Origin of the sequence: Ralstonia sp. 22111 (assembly GCF_052045895.1) — a bacterium.
In the GTDB taxonomy this organism is placed as follows: domain Bacteria; phylum Pseudomonadota; class Gammaproteobacteria; order Burkholderiales; family Burkholderiaceae; genus Ralstonia; species Ralstonia wenshanensis.
In genome coordinates, this window is sequence record NZ_JBQEPR010000004.1 from 23,199 (window position 1) to 38,000 (window position 14,802).

Consider the following 14,802-nt stretch of genomic DNA (forward strand, 5'->3'; position numbering starts at 1 on the left):
GCGTTGCGATCGTGCCTTACTTGAGCATGCGACGACGCAGCAGCCACAGGCACAGCAGCAGCGCGCCAACGGCGTACAGCAGCAGCACGCCGAGGTGCAGCAGGATGTTCTCCGGCGTGCGGCCCAGCATCAGCGGGCGGATCAGATCCACCGCGTGCGGCAATGGCAGCACGCTCGTCGCTGCGCGCACGGGCGCCGGCAGTTGCGAGAGCGGAAAGAACACGCCCGAGAGCAGCATCATCGGCGTGATCACCAGCGTCTGGTAGAACATGAAGAAGTCGTAGTTGGGCGCGAGCGCCGTCATGTTCATCGCCAGGCAGGCAAAGGTAAAACCGGTCAGCACGATGACGGGTAGGGCGAGCAGTGCTTGCGGCATCGACGCATAGCCGAGAGCACCGGCAACCAGCATGATCGCCAGGCCCGAGAGCACCGACTTGCTGGCGGCCCAGAGCAGCTCCCCAAGGACCACGTCACCCAGGCTGAGCGGCGCGTACAGAATTGCTTCCCAGGTACGTTGCACGTGCATGCGCGAAAACGCGGAGTACATCGCCTCGAAGCTCGCCGACATCATCGTGCTGGACGCCACCGTGCCGGCTGCCAGGAATGCGATGTACGACACGCCGTCGACGCGCCCGACCAGCAGGCCCAGGCCGAGCCCAAGGCCGAACAGGTAAATCATCGGGTCAGCCAGATTGCCGGCCATCGACGGAATGGCCAGCTTGCGCCACACCATGAAGTTGCGCAGCCAGACGTACTGCCAGTTGCGGAAGTTCAGCGGTAGCAGGGGCTGCGGAAAGGCGCGTTTCTGCGTTGGGGTGAGTGCGGTTTCAGTGGACATGGGCGGTTCTCTCAGTCGCGCATTTCGCGGCCGGTCAGGCGCAGGAACACATCTTCGAGATTGGCCGGGCGGTGCAGATAGCGCAGCCCGGGCATGGTGTGCGTTTCTGCCTGCGTGCGCAGCGCGGCCACCAGCGGCTGCGGATCGCGTGCATAGCAGAAGAGCGTCTCGCCACTGGTTTCGACGCGATCAGCGAGCGGTGTCAGCAGCGCGCGCAGGGCGTTGAGGTCGTCGCCGTAGACTTCAACGACGTCGCAACCGATTTCACGTGCGATGAGTTCTTGTGGTTTGCCTTGCGCGATCTTCCGGCCGTTGTCGATCACGCAAAGCTCATCGCACAGGCGTTCGGCTTCTTCCATGAAATGCGTGGTCAGCAAGATGGTCTTGCCTGCTGCGAGCAATGAGCGCAGGCGCTCCCAGATCAGGTGTCGCGCTTGCGGGTCGAGCCCCGTGGTGGGCTCGTCCATGACGAGGATGTCGGGATCGTTGATCAGCGCGCGCGCTACCGTCAGCCGCCGCTTCATGCCGCCCGAGAGGGCGCGTACGGGCGCATCGGCCTTCTGTTCGAGCCGCGCGAACTCCAGCAGGGTAGGAATGCGCTCGCGAATGGTCGCAGACGAGAGGCCAAAGTAGCGCCCAAAGATCCGCAGGTTTTCCGAGACGGAGAAATCAGGATCGAGATTGTCGAACTGCGGCACGACGCCCACACGCATGCGCGCGCGGTGTGCGGCTTCGGGGACGGGCTCGTCGCACAGTCTCAGGCTGCCCGCATCGGGCATCGTCATACCGAGCAGCATGCGCAGCGTGGTGGTCTTGCCGGCGCCATTGGGGCCGAGTAGGCCAAAGCACTGGCCGCGGCGCACGCTGAAGCTCAGGTTGTCGACGACAGTCTGGTCGCCGTAACGTTTGCGCAAGCCTTCGACGCTGAGGATCGGTGTGCTGCTCACGCCAAAACCTTCTTGCTCGTATCGCACATTGCCTCCGTTGCAAAACGCCGATTATGCGCCGGCATCCGCATATGCGTATGGGGGGAATCTGCGACGACATTGCGCGGCTCTCAGGCAACAAAAAGGGCCAGGCGACATGCCTGGCCCGAGCTTGCAGCGCGCGCATCGCTGCGCGCTCTGGCGGGGTTACTTGGTGACGGCGTTACCGACCACGCCACCCAGTGCCGCACCACCCAGCGTGGCGCCCGGACCGCCCCAGATGGCCGCCCCGGCGACACCACCTGCGGCTGCGCCTAGCGCAGTGTTGCGCTGCTTTGGCGTCATGTCCGCGCATCCGCTGACGGATGCCAATGCGGCCGCCAGAATCAAGGATACGAAGGCACGCATAACAAACTCCTTTTGTCGTCTGTGTAACTTCATTCAAGAGCATGCACGCCGCTATGTGCAGGGCAGGTTGCCTGAAAGGCTTGTCAGCCGATTCCCACACCTTCAGCGTGGCTGCAGAGGACAAAGTTCCCCGGCTCGTCAGGCCTTGGCCGGCTTTTGCTGACGCTCGTACTTGAATTCCGGCAGCGCTTTGATGGCGTCTTTGGTCGCGCCAGGCAGCACGATTCTGCCTTGATCGTACTGGAACTGATTCACAGGAATGGCCACGTCATGCCGGCCCAGGCCCACAAAGCCGCCCGCCCCCACGATGGCAAACGACACGGCGTTTTCCGGCGTCACGATCAAGTCCTGCACATTGCCGACCTTCTCCTTGGCCTCGTTGTAGACCGGCTTGCCAAGCACCTGCTTCTTCACACTCACGCCCTTGATGACGGCATCGAGTTCGGTAACGGACACCCCTAGCGCAGCGTGGCCCGCGACCTGCGCGAAAGCCTGCGGTGTGGCGGCAATGGTGGCACCAGCGATCAGGGCGGCGGCGAGACGTTTCATCGTGACTCCGTGGTCTGGTGAAGGATGCGATTCACTCTAACGCGCACACGGGCGGCACCGCAGGCGATGGCGTCCGAAACACCTGTAGGACAAACGGTTGAGGTCAAGGAAATCGGCATCATGCGCGGCTACACTGAAACGCCCGGCACATGCTGGACGTATTCACCGATCTCACGAGGGAGTAACCGACATGATGACTCTGGAGCAACTCGGCGTTCTGCAACGATCGCAGCTCGAAACCTGGATGGCGGTCACGGAAGAGGCCGTGAACGGCGTCAATCGCTTGATCGGGCTCAATCTGCAGGCCCTCAAGACCGGTCTTGGCGAAACGGAGCACTGCCTGCACGACGCCGCCGGTGCGCACGACGCCGGCGAATGGTGGAACGCACAAGCGCGTTATCTGCAACCGGCTGGCGAACGTGTCTCTGGCTATACCCGCAACTTTGTTGAAATCGGCGTCGAGACGCAGAACGGAATTGCCCGCGCCTTGCAACGCCACGGTGACGAAGTGCGCCGCCAATGGGGGTTCCTCGCGGAAAACCTTGTGGACGCCGCGCCTCCTGGTGCCGAGGCGGCCGTGAATTTTTTCAAAGCATCGGTCGGCCTGGAGGTGGCCGCCGCAGAGGCGGCTGAAGATGCCGGTACGAGCCGGATCTTGAGCCCAAGTGACGTAACCGCCAAGGACGGCACTGCACACTAGGCCTCCTCTGTACGGGTGAGAAGCGTCGGCGTGGGCCGACAGTCATTTCGGTACAGTCCTACAAAACGGCGCGGGCGGAGGTCGACACTCTGCCCATGCGCGCGTCTTTACACTTCCTACATGCCTATCAACATGTGGGAGGTTGTCATGCCCTATCTCGTTGCGTGGCTCTTGGGTGTTCCCGCGCTTGTGTTGCTGGTGATCTGGCTCTTCGTGCATTGACACGAGGCTGGGCCAATCCAATACGAACCGGAGGACACATGACTTTCCGAGACGACTGCAAAATCGAGGTATCTGCCTATGAACTCTCGCCGCAAGCTTGGCGCGCCGAAGTGAGCATCTTGCGCGCCAGTAACGGTGAGACCCTGTTAGCCCGCACCACCGTGCGCGAATCCGCCAACACGTATTCGAGCGCCGCCAGGGCCTTGGAAGCCGCGCGAGCGTACGCCGAAGCGATGATCGCCGCAGGCGAGTTCGACTGCAGCCCCGCGCTGGACTGATGAGGCGAGCGTGATGCGCGGAGTGGCGTTACGTTCTGTTACTAATTCGCCAGCGCCGTATCACCTGTGTCAGCAGCCCTGAATACAATACAGATACCGTATTCCGCGCCGGCTACGGACTCGCTCGGCGCTCTAGCTGCAGGTGATCAAGATGATTCGACGCAATGTGCTGTGGATTGCAGGTGCAGCCGCACTGGCAGTGCTGGCCGTGCCGCGGATGGCGTCGGCGCATGTGAGCGTCGGCATCGGGTTTGGCGTGCCGGTGGCGCCTGTGTATGTGGCACCTGCGCCGGTGTACTATCCGCCGCCGCCTCCGGTCTACTACCCGCCCCCGCCGCCTCCGGCGTATTACGCCCCGGCGCCTGTGTATTACGGTCCGCCTGCGTATGGCCCGGCCCCGGTTGTGGTGGGCCCCGGCTGGTACCGTTGGGGTCCTCGCTATCGCTGGTACGACGGCCGTCACTGGCGCCACTGGCGTTGAGCGGGCAATCTGCCAAGAGAAGGCTCCTTCGGGAGCTTTTTTCTTTGGTGGCAAGAGCCCCGGTGGCATGGCACGTGCGTCAATTTGGATGACGGGTAATCGAGTAGCCAGCCCCGTGACAAAGCAGCGCGGTGGAGAACTGGCGCCTCGCTTACCCGGTCGATATGACGTCCGCGTGAATCACGCGGACACGTGTGTCACAGCGGCGCACGTCATGTTCGCAGTGTCCTGACCGAAGGAGTCCTCATGCAAGTCACCACGCAACGCTTTGCAACGCGCACCTTGATTGCAGCCGCAAGCGGCTTGGCCCTGGCGCTAGGCGCGGCGGTCGCGCACGCCGGCTCGAGCGATCCGTATCAGGCCACCCACAAGGTGAGCCGCGCCGATCCTTACACCGATGGGGCCAAGGTCAGCCGTGCTGATCCCTACACCGATGGCGCAAAAATGGGCCGCACCGACCCCTATACCGACGGGGCGAAGATGGGGCGCGCCGACCCCTACACCGATGGCGCTTGCAGCGGCCGTCCGTCATAAACCGAGAGCGGCAGGTTTGCTGCCGCATCGCAACATCAAGCCCGGGCCATACCCGGGCTTTTTCTTTGTGCATCTTCATGATGCATGCCGCGTGTTAACGTAGGCTCCCCAGGGACTCAGGAAACGCTGGCGTACGGCGCAAGCGCAACGATACTCGACGATCCTGAAGCGCAGGAATGTATCGGCTCTTTTGCGTCATGGGTGCGGGATCATGCTGTGGAAGCGCTCACTGCCGATGGCATACTTTTGCCTGATACGGGCTTTACACAGCCCTTGCGCCTTCGCATTACAACCACCAAGGAGAACGTCATGAAAACGAAACCGTGCCTGTGCCAGGACGATGTCACCAAGATCCTGGACGCTGCCGAGAAAGAAGCGCGCGCGCACCAATGGAACGTGACGATCGCCGTGGTGGACGACGGCGGCCATCTGATGGGCCTGCGCCGCATGGACGGCTGCGCCACCATCTCGGCGTACATCGCCCCGGAAAAGGCCCGTACTGCAGCGCTGGGCCGTCGCGAGTCGAAGATCTACGAAGACATCATCAACAACGGTCGTATCTCGTTCCTGTCGGCGCCGCATCTGCAGGGCATGCTCGAAGGCGGTGTGCCGGTAATGGTTGAGGGCGTGTGCGCCGGTGCGGTGGGTGTGTCGGGCGTGAAGTCCACGGAAGATGTGGTGATCGCCAAGGCGGGCATTGCCGCTGTGAACGTGATCTGCTGATACGCAATCACGCTGGACGAATCAGCAAAGGGAAGGGCGCGGCAGGGGTCGCGCCCTTTTTCTTTGGGCGCGCGATGCAGGGAAAGAGCGGCGTGGCTGGCGGTCGTCTGGCCATGCGAAACAGCCATGCGAAGCGACGACGGCTGGCTAGGGCCGAATGTCTCCTGAGAGAGACGTCCCCACAAAAGCCGGTACGTGTTGCGGTGTTACTTGGTCAGAATCAGCTTGCCGAAGCGCGTGACGCGCAGCGTGTAGATCGCGCCGTTGTGGCGGATGGCCACGGCATTCTGGCCGGCAAAGAGTTGCTCGGAAGTCATCACCCGCATGTCACCGATGGCAGACGGAATATCCCGCACGGCTTCGGGTGCCGCTGATGCGGCCTCCGTTGCGGGCGCGGCATTCAGATCGGCGGGGCGTTTGCGAGCCACGATGACGTGACGACGACGCGTCACGGTACGTCCTGCGTCTTGGTGTTCGGCAACATTCATAGCAATGTCCTGGCGAGCGAAAAACGAGGCTGGGGCGCTGGCTGAAGTCAGCCCAGCGAATTCCAGATAGAGTAAATGAGAATCGTTATCACTACAAGCGTGATCTGAGAATGCGCTGATCCGTGCTCGAAAAAAAAAAACCGGGCGCGTGGCCCGGTTGCGTTAGGTTCTGAAGCGACGAACCCTCGAAGACGAGGTTCGTTGGGCACGGTGATGCGTGCCGCCTAGTGCTGCGGCTCCGTCACGAAGCCGATGCGGGAAAGCCCACCACGCTGGATGGAGGCCATCACCTGCGCCACGCGCTCGTAGCGCACGTTGCGGTCAGCGCGCAGGTGCATTTCCGGCTGCGGCTGCTGCTGCGCGGCCTGGGCGATGTCGGCCTGCAGCGTGGCCTCGTCGACCGGCTGGTTGTTCCAGAACACCTGGCCGTCTGCGTTGATCTCGACGTTCACGCTTTGCGGCTTGGCGTCGTCGGGTTTGTTGGACGCGCGCGGCAGGTCGATCTTCACCGCGTGGTTGATCACCGGAATGGTGATGATGAAGATGATCAGCAGCACCAGCATGACGTCGACCAGCGGCGTCATGTTGATCTCGCTCATCACCTCGTCGTCGCTGTCGAAAGATCCGAAGGACATGGCCTCTCCTTACTGCTGCTTGACCGCCGCCAGACGCACGCCGGCGTCGTCACGCGAAGTGCCCGGGCGCAGGCGCGCGCCGGTCACAAAGTAAGCGTGCAGGTCGTGCGCAAAGCGGTTGAGCTTGGCGATGATGGCCTTGTTGCCGCGCGTGAGGGCGTTGTAGCCGAGCACCGCGGGAATGGCCACGGCCAGACCGAAGGCGGTCATGATGAGCGATTCGCCCACGGGGCCGGCCACCTTGTCGATGGTCGGAACGCCCACGGCGCCGATGCCGAGCAGGGCGTGATAAATGCCCCACACCGTGCCGAACAGACCGACGAACGGTGCGGTCGAGCCGACCGAGGCCAGTACGGCCAAGCCCGATTGCATCTGGCCCACCGACTCGTCGATCGCGCTCTTGAGCGAGCGCGTGATCCAGTCGGAGATGTCCATCACATCGTGCAACTGCGGCTGGCTGGCGCGATGGTGCTGTGCAGCCTCGCGGCCGGTTTGCGCCAACATGTGGAACGGGTTGTCCTTGGCTGAGCCCAGCGTCTGCATGGCGTGATCGAAGTCATCCGAGTGCCAGAAACGCTTTTCAGCGCCTTGCGCCATCGACTTCAGGCGCACGATGTCCCATGCCTTGGTGAAGATGACGATCCACGAGGCGAGCGACATGCTGAGCAGCAGAATTGCCGTGGCGCGGGTAACGATATCGCCTTGTGTCCAGAGATGGGAAAGACCGAGTTCCTGCATGATGAATGTCCTGAATTGAGCGAGAGGCTAAGCGAGAAGCGGGATCGAATCAGTTATCGAGCTTGAAGACGAACGGCTTGCTGGCCACCACGGGCACGGCGTGGCCGTTCTGCTTGTATGGGCTGCACTTGATGGCGCGCGCGGCATCGGTGGCGGCACGGTCAAGGCGCGGCGAACCGGACGACGAGGTGACCGTCACGTTGGTGACTTCACCCGCCGTGCCAATGGAAATCTTGACCATGGCACGGCCTTCCTCGCCCATCTTCTGCGACATGCTGGGATAGACGAGCGGCGGATCGCTGCATTGAATGTCGTTGATGCCGACGCTGATCGGGCCAGACGAAACCGGGGCCGGCGCGGGCGCAGGTTCCGGAGCCGGTGCCGGCGGCGTGGGCGGTGCGGCGGGCACCACGGGGGCATTGTCCGACGGCGGCAGCGTGGGCGTCGGCATCGGCGTGGGCTTGGGTTGCGCGACCGGCTTGACGATATTGACGGGCTTGGGCGCCTCTTGCTTGACCGGCTGCTGCTTGGGCGGCTCCGGCTGCTTGATCGGCTCAGGCGCGGCCGGAATGATGTGCGCCTGGATTTCCAGTGGTTCTTCGACAGTCGGGCGCGGCGCGATCAGGCCAAGCTGAATCAGCATCAGCACGCCCGCATGCAGCAACAGCACGACCACCAGGATCTTGAGAGTACGAGGGTGAATCATCAACGACCGTGAATCGAAAGCAGAGAAATGGAATGCGATGCGATGGTGGTGGGATGAACGACGAAAGCGGCGTAGCGTCAGCGCTTGCCGAAGACGATCAGTGAAACCCCAATGCTGATGAGCAGACTCAGGAGCAATTCCATGGCGCCTAGCGTTGAAGCCAGCCGGCCGTCGCCAGCGTGACAGGTATTGTAGGCCTGCAAGTGCAACAGTGTTGCGACAACCGAACAGAGTTTGCGTTCAGTCTATTGGGCCGATAGGCAAAGTATAAACGATAATGATTCCTATTTGCGCACAAAATTCCCTCTCTTTCGTGGGGTGGGGCTCACGTCCAGACGGCCGATGGCGGGAAACTGCCTGTGCAGGCGGTTGGCCATTCAAGGCGCTGCGGGCGCGCAACTTGCAAAGACACGGGTCCACCCGGGGTACGCTGTGTGCGCAAACGCGCTAGGATGAAAACCATTCAAACACGGTGACCGGCCGGCCAACCGTGAAACGGGGAAGAAGGGGGCGACCATGGATGAAGCCAACCTCAACATGGACGACGCTGACGACGATGGCACGTTCGTCCCCACGGGCGGCAGGCAGCCGCAGGCGCTGCTGTTGTCCTCGCTCGATTCCATGTGCGCACAGTTTGCGCTGCGCACGGTCTGTGCGATGGGCCTGCGCTTCAACCTGCGCACCAATATCAATGACATTCTCACCGTTTGCGCGCCGGAGCTGATCTGGCCCGTCACGGTTATCCAGCGGCTGCAGCGTTTTCTGTCTGCGCGCTGCGCCGACATGCCGGGCTGGCGTGCGGTCGGCAAGCTCGACTTGCCCACCTTCATGGAGCGCCACGGCCAGTGGAGCAGCGCCTTCGATGAAGGCTCGCTGTTCTATTACCTCGACGAGTACGTCAAGCATCACGCCAAGGACATGTTCACCGTGTTTGGCGCGTCGTGCGATGCGCTGGGCGAGCGATTGTCCGGTGAACGTGTCCTGCTCGTCGGCAACATCGACATGCTGGCCCGCGTGCTCGGCCTGCCGCCGCACGAACGCGCGCTGCTGCTGTTTGCCTCCCTGGTGAAGTACAAGCGCGACCTGCGCGCCGTGATGGTCGATTGCAAGGTTGCGCACAGCCAGGAAGCGTTCCAACTGCTCGCCAGTCTGGCGGGGGCGAGCACGTCCGAAGTTGCCGCGTCATTGCGGCCCGGTTCCCGACTGGAGACGCTGGGTCTCATCGAGCCGCCTCTGCCGGAGAACAGCGTCACCGACCTGGGCGATCTGATGCGTATCTCCGACCGCCTGCTGCATGTGCTGCTGGGCGACTACGCCAGCGAGGCGGACATGATGGCCGTCTTCACGCGCCCGGCGCCGCCGACCACGCTGTCGCAGTCCGACTACCCGCATGTGGAAACCGATGCGCGCTACCTGACCGCGCTGTTGGAGAACGCGTCGCAGCAGCGTGCCTCGGGCGTCAATATCCTGCTGTACGGCGCGCCTGGCACCGGCAAGACGGAACTGGCCCGCGTACTGGCACGTGACGCTGGTTGCGAACTGTACGAGGTGGATTGTCTCGACAAGGACGGCAACAGCCTCACGGGCAAAGACCGCTATCGCTCGCTGCAGGTGTCGCAGGCGTTCCTGCGCGGGCGGCCCGGTGCGGTACTGCTGTTCGACGAAGTGGAAGACGTGTTCCCCGGCCCGACGCGCGAGTTGATGAGCCTCTTCGGCCACGAGGAGCCGCGTGGCTCGGTCAACGGCAAGGCGTGGGTGAACCAGACGCTGGAGCAGAACCCTGTGCCGGTGATCTGGGTGTCGAATTCGATCCGCCAGATCGATCCGGCATATCTTCGCCGCTTCCAGTTCCACCTTGAGCTGAAGGTGCCGCCGCCGACGGTGCGCGAAAGCATCATCCGCAAGCATTTGGAAGGGCTGGAGGTGTCGGACGCGTTCATGGCCAAGCTGGCGGCGCGCAAGACGCTCACGCCTGCGCAGATCGATTCTGCCGCACGCTTTGCGCGCCTGACGCAGCCGGCAATGGAAGAGCCTGCCGAATCGCTGATCGAGCGTCAGCTGGACCACGCCGATCAGGCGATGGGCTTGCGCCCGGACGTGCAGGCGCACCGCGTCGTGACCGAATACAAGCTGGATTACCTGAACCTCGAGACACGGTTTTCCGTCGAGCGCATCATCGAAGCGCTGCGCGCACGGCGACGCGGCACGCTGTGCTTCTACGGGCCGCCGGGCACGGGCAAAACGGTGCTGGCCGAGCACATTGCGGCGCAGCTCGACATGCCGTTGATGATTCGCCGCGCGTCGGACTTGATGAGCAAGTACGTTGGCGAAACCGAGCAGCAGATTGCTGCGATGTTCTCGCGAGCAGAAGAAGAGCGCGCATTGCTTCTGCTCGACGAGGCGGACAGCTTCATGCAGAGCCGCCAGGGCGCGGTGCGCAATTACGAAGTGTCGGAAGTCAACGAGATGCTGCAGGGCATGGAGCGCTTTGACGGCATCTTCGTCTGCACGACCAACTTGTTTGATCGGATTGACGAAGCGGCGCTGCGGCGGTTTGCGTTCAAGATCCGCTTCAAGCCGCTCGTACGTGCCCAGCGTGAGCAGATGTTCATTGCCGAGGCGCTAGGCGGCAAGGCCGAGGCGCTCAAGCCGGTGTGGCGCGAAATGCTGGCGTCGCTCGACATGCTCACGCCCGGCGACTTTGCGGTGGTCAAGCAGCAGTCTGTGCTGCTGGGCGAGACGCTTGACCCGGAGGCCTTCCTTGCGCAACTGCGGCAGGAGCATTCCATCAAGCCGGAACTGCGTGAGCGGCGCTCCATCGGATTTACACCGCGCTGACGCTTAACGCACATCAAGCGCATGCACACGCGTCTGCGCTAACGTGGTCGGCTGGATAGATGTCCGACTGACAGATGCCGACCGCCCCCACGCTGTTCTACGAACGCATGCCGCCCGCCGGCGTGGTGTTCGGCTGCCTGCTGCCTGTGCCGTGGATGGGCTCAGCGGCCGGTCTTCTGCTGGCGCTGGAGCCATCTGCGGGTTTGCCTGACCGGTTCGCTCCGCTGTCGCTCGCGCTGGTGCACGCCTTGGCCGTTGGCATGCTCTTGCCGGCGATGCTCGGTGCGCTATTTCAATTGCTTCCCGTTGTGGCCGGCGTGCCAGTCCGTGGCGCGAGATGGGTGTCACCTTGGGTGGCCTTGTGGTGCGTGGCAACGGCATCGGCGCTGGCAACGGGTTTCCTGGGCGCAAGCCCTCGCGCGTTCGTGCTGGCTGCATGGTTGGGAGCGCCGCTGCTGGCTGTGCCCGCTGCGTTGATCGCCGTCGCGGGGATGCGCGTGGTGCAGACACGCGCCACGCACGCGACGGTGCGAACACTGCGCCGCATCGGCTGGGCCTTGCTGGCAACGCTGGCGAGCGGTGCAACGCTCGCCACGGCATTGGCCAGCGGATGGTTCGCGCCATCCCCCGGGCTGCTGGCTTTGCATGTCGGGTGGGGTCTGGGGGGCTGGCTGGCAACGTTGGTTGCGGGCGTGGCCTCGACGGTGTTGCCGATGTTCTGGCAGACACCGCGTCTACGAGCGTCTTGGCATCGGCTGATGCCGTGGTGGCTCTGGGTGCCGCTGATCATTGGGAGTCTGTGCGGCGGCGTGGGCGGTGCGGTGTTTTGGCAGACATGGGGATGGCTCGCGCTGGCTGCGCTGGCGATGGTGGGCGTGCGCGCCGTGTGCAGCGCGCGTCGTCGGCACGATCCGGGCTGGCGGCTGTGGCTGGCAGCTGCCGTTGCTTGGCTGGTGGTTGCCGTGTTGGGTCTGACCGCATCGTGGTTGCCGGCAGACTGGCCCATCGCGTGGGAGATGGGCGTGTTGGCGCTGGTGGGCGGGGGCGTGCTGCCTGTCAACGCGATGCTCGGCAAGATCATCCCGTTCATGATCTGGATGCACCTGCGCAGACGGGTGCCGCGGCATGTGCGGCTGCCGGCCATGCAAACCTTGATCGGCGAGCGGCAGCAGCATTGGCACGCGCGCTTGCTGTTGCTCGTATTGCTGGCGTTGTTGGTGGCGCCGTTGCAGCCTGAGCGGATGGCTGTGATTGCCGGCGTGCTGTTCGCGCTGTCGCACGCGTGGCTGGGTGCGATGCTGTGCCGGGCGCTGCTGACGTTTCGCCGTGTCTCGCGAGCGTTTGCGCCCGGTTGACGGAACGCAAAACCACAATGGCGGACAAGTCGCAGACTGGCCGCCATGACACAGAACGCTTCCCCCATTGAACTGGTGGCGCCCGCGGGCAGCCTGGCCGCACTCAAGGCGGCCGTGGAGGCCGGGGCCGATACCGTCTACCTCGGCTTGAAGAACGCGACCAACGCGCGCAACTTCGCCGGCCTGAACTTTACCGAGAACGACATCCGTGCCGGCGTCGAATTTGCGCATCGGAAAGGGCGCCAGGTGCTGTTTGCCATCAACACGTTTCCGCAGCCTGGCCGTGCCCTCGAGTGGCGCATGGCCGTCGATGCCGCCTACATGCTGGGCGCCGATGCCGTCATCCTGGCCGACCCCGGGTTGATGGCCTATGCGCGCGACCGCTATCCAAACCTTCGGCTGCATCTGTCGGTGCAGGGTTCGGCCACGCATGCCGGCGCCATCGAGTTGATGCGCGAGCAGTTCGGCATCCACCGCGCTGTGTTGCCGCGTGTGCTGACCTTGACCGAAGTCGAACGCGTGATCCAGCAGACGTCGGTGCAGATCGAGGTGTTCGGCTTTGGCAGCCTGTGCGTGATGGCCGAAGGGCGCTGCCTGTTGTCGTCATATGCCACGGGCGATTCGCCCAACAACAAGGGCGTGTGTTCGCCCGCGCATGCTGTGCGCTGGGTGGAGCGAGACGGCAGCCTGGATGCACGCCTGAACAACATCATGATCGACCAATACGCACCGGGCGAACCGGCTGGGTACCCGACGCTGTGCAAGGGGCGCTTTCTTGTCGACGGCGAAGTCGACCACGTGCTGGAAGAGCCCACGAGCCTCAATGCGCTCAGCCTGTTGCCCCGGCTGATCGCCATGGGCGTGTCGGCAATCAAGATCGAGGGGCGCCAGCGCAGTCCAGCGTACGTTGCGCAGGTGGTGGCCACATTGCGCGCCGCATTGGATGCGGCACAGGCAGACCCGGCGCGCTTCTCCGTCAAGCCCGACTGGCAGGCGGCACTTGTGCGCCACGCAGAAGGCGCGCATGTCACGCAAGGCGCGTTTGATCGGCCCTGGAAATAGAAGGCACATCATGTCTTACGAAATTTCGCTTGGTCCGCTGCTGTATTACTGGCCGCGGCTACAGACATTCGACTTTTACACGGAGGTCGCCGCCAGCCCTGTCGACATCGTCTACGTGGGCGAGACGGTCTGCAGCCGTCGCCACGAATTGCGGGCGGACGACTGGCTCGATATCGCGGCCATGCTGCGCGAGGCCGGCAAGTCGGTGGTGCTATCGACGCGCACGCTCATCGAAACCAGTGCCGAGGCGCAGGCGTTGCGCAAGCAATGTCAGCAGGACGACTGGATGGTCGAAGCCGGCGAGCTTGGCGCTGTGCGGTTGCTGAACGGTCGGCCATTCGTTGCGGGGCCGCATTGCAACGCATATCACGGCGCGACGCTGGCTTGGCTGGCTGGGCTGGGCGCGGTGCGTGCGGTCATGCCGCTGGAGATGAGCCAGGCCACACTGGCCGAGCTGATGCGCGAGAAGCCTGCCGAGTTGGCGATCGAAGCGATGGTGTGGGGACGCTTGCCATTGGCATTTTCTGCACGCTGCTTTACGGCGCGGCACTTTCGCCTCAACAAGGACGACTGCGGCTTCCGCTGCATCGAGCATCCCGATGGCCTGGCGGTGCGCACGCGCGAAGGGCAGGAGTTTCTTGCCATCAACGGTATCCAGACGCAATCGGGGCAATGCCTCGACATTCTCGATCAGGCGCCCGCGCTGTCTGCGCTGGGCGTGAAGGTGCTGCGTGTCAGCCCGCAATCGCAAGGCACGCTGGACGCCCTGGCGGCACTGGATGCCCTGCGCCTTGGTCTGCCTGCGGGGGAAGTGCAGCCTCCGGAGGGCATTGGGCGCTGCAATGGTTATTGGCACGGGCAGTCCGGCATTGAATGGTTGGAGGCGCCGCAATGACACGCTTACGCCCCCCCGAAATGTTCGTCCGCATGGCGCGCAGCCTGCCGGTGCCGCTCACGTCGTTCCCTTTTGTGCTGGGCCTCGATCTGGCCCGGCGCCTGTCGTGGCTCACGCCGCCCCCGGAACTGGAAGGGCGGCGCTTTGCCATCACCGTGGAGGACCTCGGCCTGCGCGCCTGCTTTTGCTGCCGCGGTGGAGCGTTCCACACGCTTCCCGCTTCAAGTCCCGAACCGGAGCTGGAGTTGCGTGCCGGCGTGGCCGAATTCGTTGCGCTTATTCGGGGCACTGCCGACGCAGATACGCTGTTTTTCCAGCGCCGCCTCAAGATCGCAGGCGACACGGAGCTTGGGCTGATCGTCAAGAACTGGCTCGATGCGGCTGCACGCCCGGCGTGGCTTGCACGCTGGCAATCGCGATAGCGAG

The 14,802-nt window shown here is 63.6% G+C and carries 18 protein-coding genes; 10 read left to right on the top strand and 8 right to left on the bottom strand.

The features are described 5' to 3' along the window. Positions 1-16: 16 nt before the first annotated feature. The 4 genes from ACTJK4_RS11750 to ACTJK4_RS11765 all read right to left on the bottom strand — a co-directional run bounded on the left by ACTJK4_RS11750 (position 17) and on the right by ACTJK4_RS11765 (position 2,721). On the bottom strand, positions 17-838 hold the full coding sequence (locus ACTJK4_RS11750; protein WP_232040394.1) for an ABC transporter permease: 822 nt from the start codon (positions 836-838) through the stop codon (positions 17-19). Between the two features lie 11 nt (positions 839-849). Continuing rightward, entirely contained in the window at positions 850-1,812 is a 963-nt protein-coding gene (nodI, locus tag ACTJK4_RS11755) for a nodulation factor ABC transporter ATP-binding protein NodI (protein WP_260802267.1), read from the bottom strand. Between the two features lie 159 nt (positions 1,813-1,971). Next, positions 1,972-2,172 carry a glycine zipper 2TM domain-containing protein gene (locus tag ACTJK4_RS11760; RefSeq protein WP_004634401.1) on the bottom strand — a complete coding sequence of 67 codons (201 nt, stop codon included), beginning with the start codon at positions 2,170-2,172 and terminating at the stop codon, positions 1,972-1,974. Positions 2,173-2,310: 138 nt separating this feature from the next. Beyond that, entirely contained in the window at positions 2,311-2,721 is a 411-nt protein-coding gene (locus ACTJK4_RS11765) for a PRC-barrel domain-containing protein (RefSeq protein WP_260802268.1), read from the bottom strand. Positions 2,722-2,911: 190 nt separating this feature from the next. On the opposite strand from ACTJK4_RS11765, the gene ACTJK4_RS11770 reads away from it, so the two are divergent. From ACTJK4_RS11770 to ACTJK4_RS11790, 5 genes are all read left to right on the top strand, one after another. Then, positions 2,912-3,421 carry a phasin family protein gene (locus tag ACTJK4_RS11770; RefSeq protein WP_260802269.1) on the top strand — a complete coding sequence of 170 codons (510 nt, stop codon included), beginning with the start codon at positions 2,912-2,914 and terminating at the stop codon, positions 3,419-3,421. 260 nt (positions 3,422-3,681) lie between these two features. Next, positions 3,682-3,921 (top strand): hypothetical protein, encoded by a 240-nt coding sequence (locus ACTJK4_RS11775; protein WP_232040390.1) that lies wholly within the window; start codon positions 3,682-3,684, stop codon positions 3,919-3,921. A gap of 151 nt (positions 3,922-4,072) precedes the next feature. After that, a complete protein-coding gene (locus ACTJK4_RS11780) occupies positions 4,073-4,402 on the top strand; it encodes a hypothetical protein (protein ID WP_232040389.1) in 330 nt (109 codons plus the stop codon). A gap of 246 nt (positions 4,403-4,648) precedes the next feature. Beyond that, positions 4,649-4,936 carry a hypothetical protein gene (locus ACTJK4_RS11785; RefSeq protein WP_440477084.1) on the top strand — a complete coding sequence of 96 codons (288 nt, stop codon included), beginning with the start codon at positions 4,649-4,651 and terminating at the stop codon, positions 4,934-4,936. Positions 4,937-5,245: 309 nt separating this feature from the next. Further along, positions 5,246-5,659, top strand: a complete 414-nt coding sequence (locus ACTJK4_RS11790) for a GlcG/HbpS family heme-binding protein (protein ID WP_024972523.1) — start codon at positions 5,246-5,248, stop codon at positions 5,657-5,659. Positions 5,660-5,865: 206 nt separating this feature from the next. On the opposite strand, the gene hemP is transcribed toward ACTJK4_RS11790, so the two are convergent. The 4 genes from hemP to ACTJK4_RS11810 all read right to left on the bottom strand — a co-directional run bounded on the left by hemP (position 5,866) and on the right by ACTJK4_RS11810 (position 8,226). Then, the gene (gene hemP / locus ACTJK4_RS11795) at positions 5,866-6,147 is read right to left on the bottom strand and encodes a hemin uptake protein HemP (RefSeq protein WP_440477083.1); all 282 of its coding nucleotides are present in this window, start codon (positions 6,145-6,147) and stop codon (positions 5,866-5,868) included. A 224-nt stretch (positions 6,148-6,371) separates the two neighbouring features. Further along, positions 6,372-6,782 carry an ExbD/TolR family protein gene (locus ACTJK4_RS11800; RefSeq protein WP_024975369.1) on the bottom strand — a complete coding sequence of 137 codons (411 nt, stop codon included), beginning with the start codon at positions 6,780-6,782 and terminating at the stop codon, positions 6,372-6,374. Positions 6,783-6,791: 9 nt separating this feature from the next. Further along, positions 6,792-7,520, bottom strand: coding sequence for a MotA/TolQ/ExbB proton channel family protein (locus ACTJK4_RS11805; protein WP_440817979.1), 729 nt, complete (start codon positions 7,518-7,520; stop codon positions 6,792-6,794). A gap of 49 nt (positions 7,521-7,569) precedes the next feature. After that, the gene (locus ACTJK4_RS11810) at positions 7,570-8,226 is read right to left on the bottom strand and encodes an energy transducer TonB (RefSeq protein WP_260802272.1); all 657 of its coding nucleotides are present in this window, start codon (positions 8,224-8,226) and stop codon (positions 7,570-7,572) included. Between the two features lie 516 nt (positions 8,227-8,742). On the opposite strand from ACTJK4_RS11810, the gene ACTJK4_RS11815 reads away from it, so the two are divergent. The 5 genes from ACTJK4_RS11815 to ubiT all read left to right on the top strand — a co-directional run bounded on the left by ACTJK4_RS11815 (position 8,743) and on the right by ubiT (position 14,798). Further along, positions 8,743-11,064, top strand: coding sequence for an AAA family ATPase (locus ACTJK4_RS11815; protein ID WP_440817980.1), 2,322 nt, complete (start codon positions 8,743-8,745; stop codon positions 11,062-11,064). Between the two features lie 74 nt (positions 11,065-11,138). Then, the gene (locus ACTJK4_RS11820; protein WP_440817981.1) at positions 11,139-12,419 is read left to right on the top strand and encodes a hypothetical protein; all 1,281 of its coding nucleotides are present in this window, start codon (positions 11,139-11,141) and stop codon (positions 12,417-12,419) included. 45 nt (positions 12,420-12,464) lie between these two features. Beyond that, positions 12,465-13,481, top strand: coding sequence for a ubiquinone anaerobic biosynthesis protein UbiU (gene ubiU, locus ACTJK4_RS11825; RefSeq protein ID WP_232040383.1), 1,017 nt, complete (start codon positions 12,465-12,467; stop codon positions 13,479-13,481). Positions 13,482-13,491: 10 nt separating this feature from the next. After that, the gene (locus tag ACTJK4_RS11830) at positions 13,492-14,376 is read left to right on the top strand and encodes a U32 family peptidase (protein ID WP_440817982.1); all 885 of its coding nucleotides are present in this window, start codon (positions 13,492-13,494) and stop codon (positions 14,374-14,376) included. Then, entirely contained in the window at positions 14,373-14,798 is a 426-nt protein-coding gene (gene ubiT, locus ACTJK4_RS11835; RefSeq protein ID WP_414560772.1) for a ubiquinone anaerobic biosynthesis accessory factor UbiT, read from the top strand. Before ACTJK4_RS11830 ends, ubiT begins: the two co-directional genes overlap by 4 nt. Positions 14,799-14,802 lie beyond the last annotated feature (4 nt).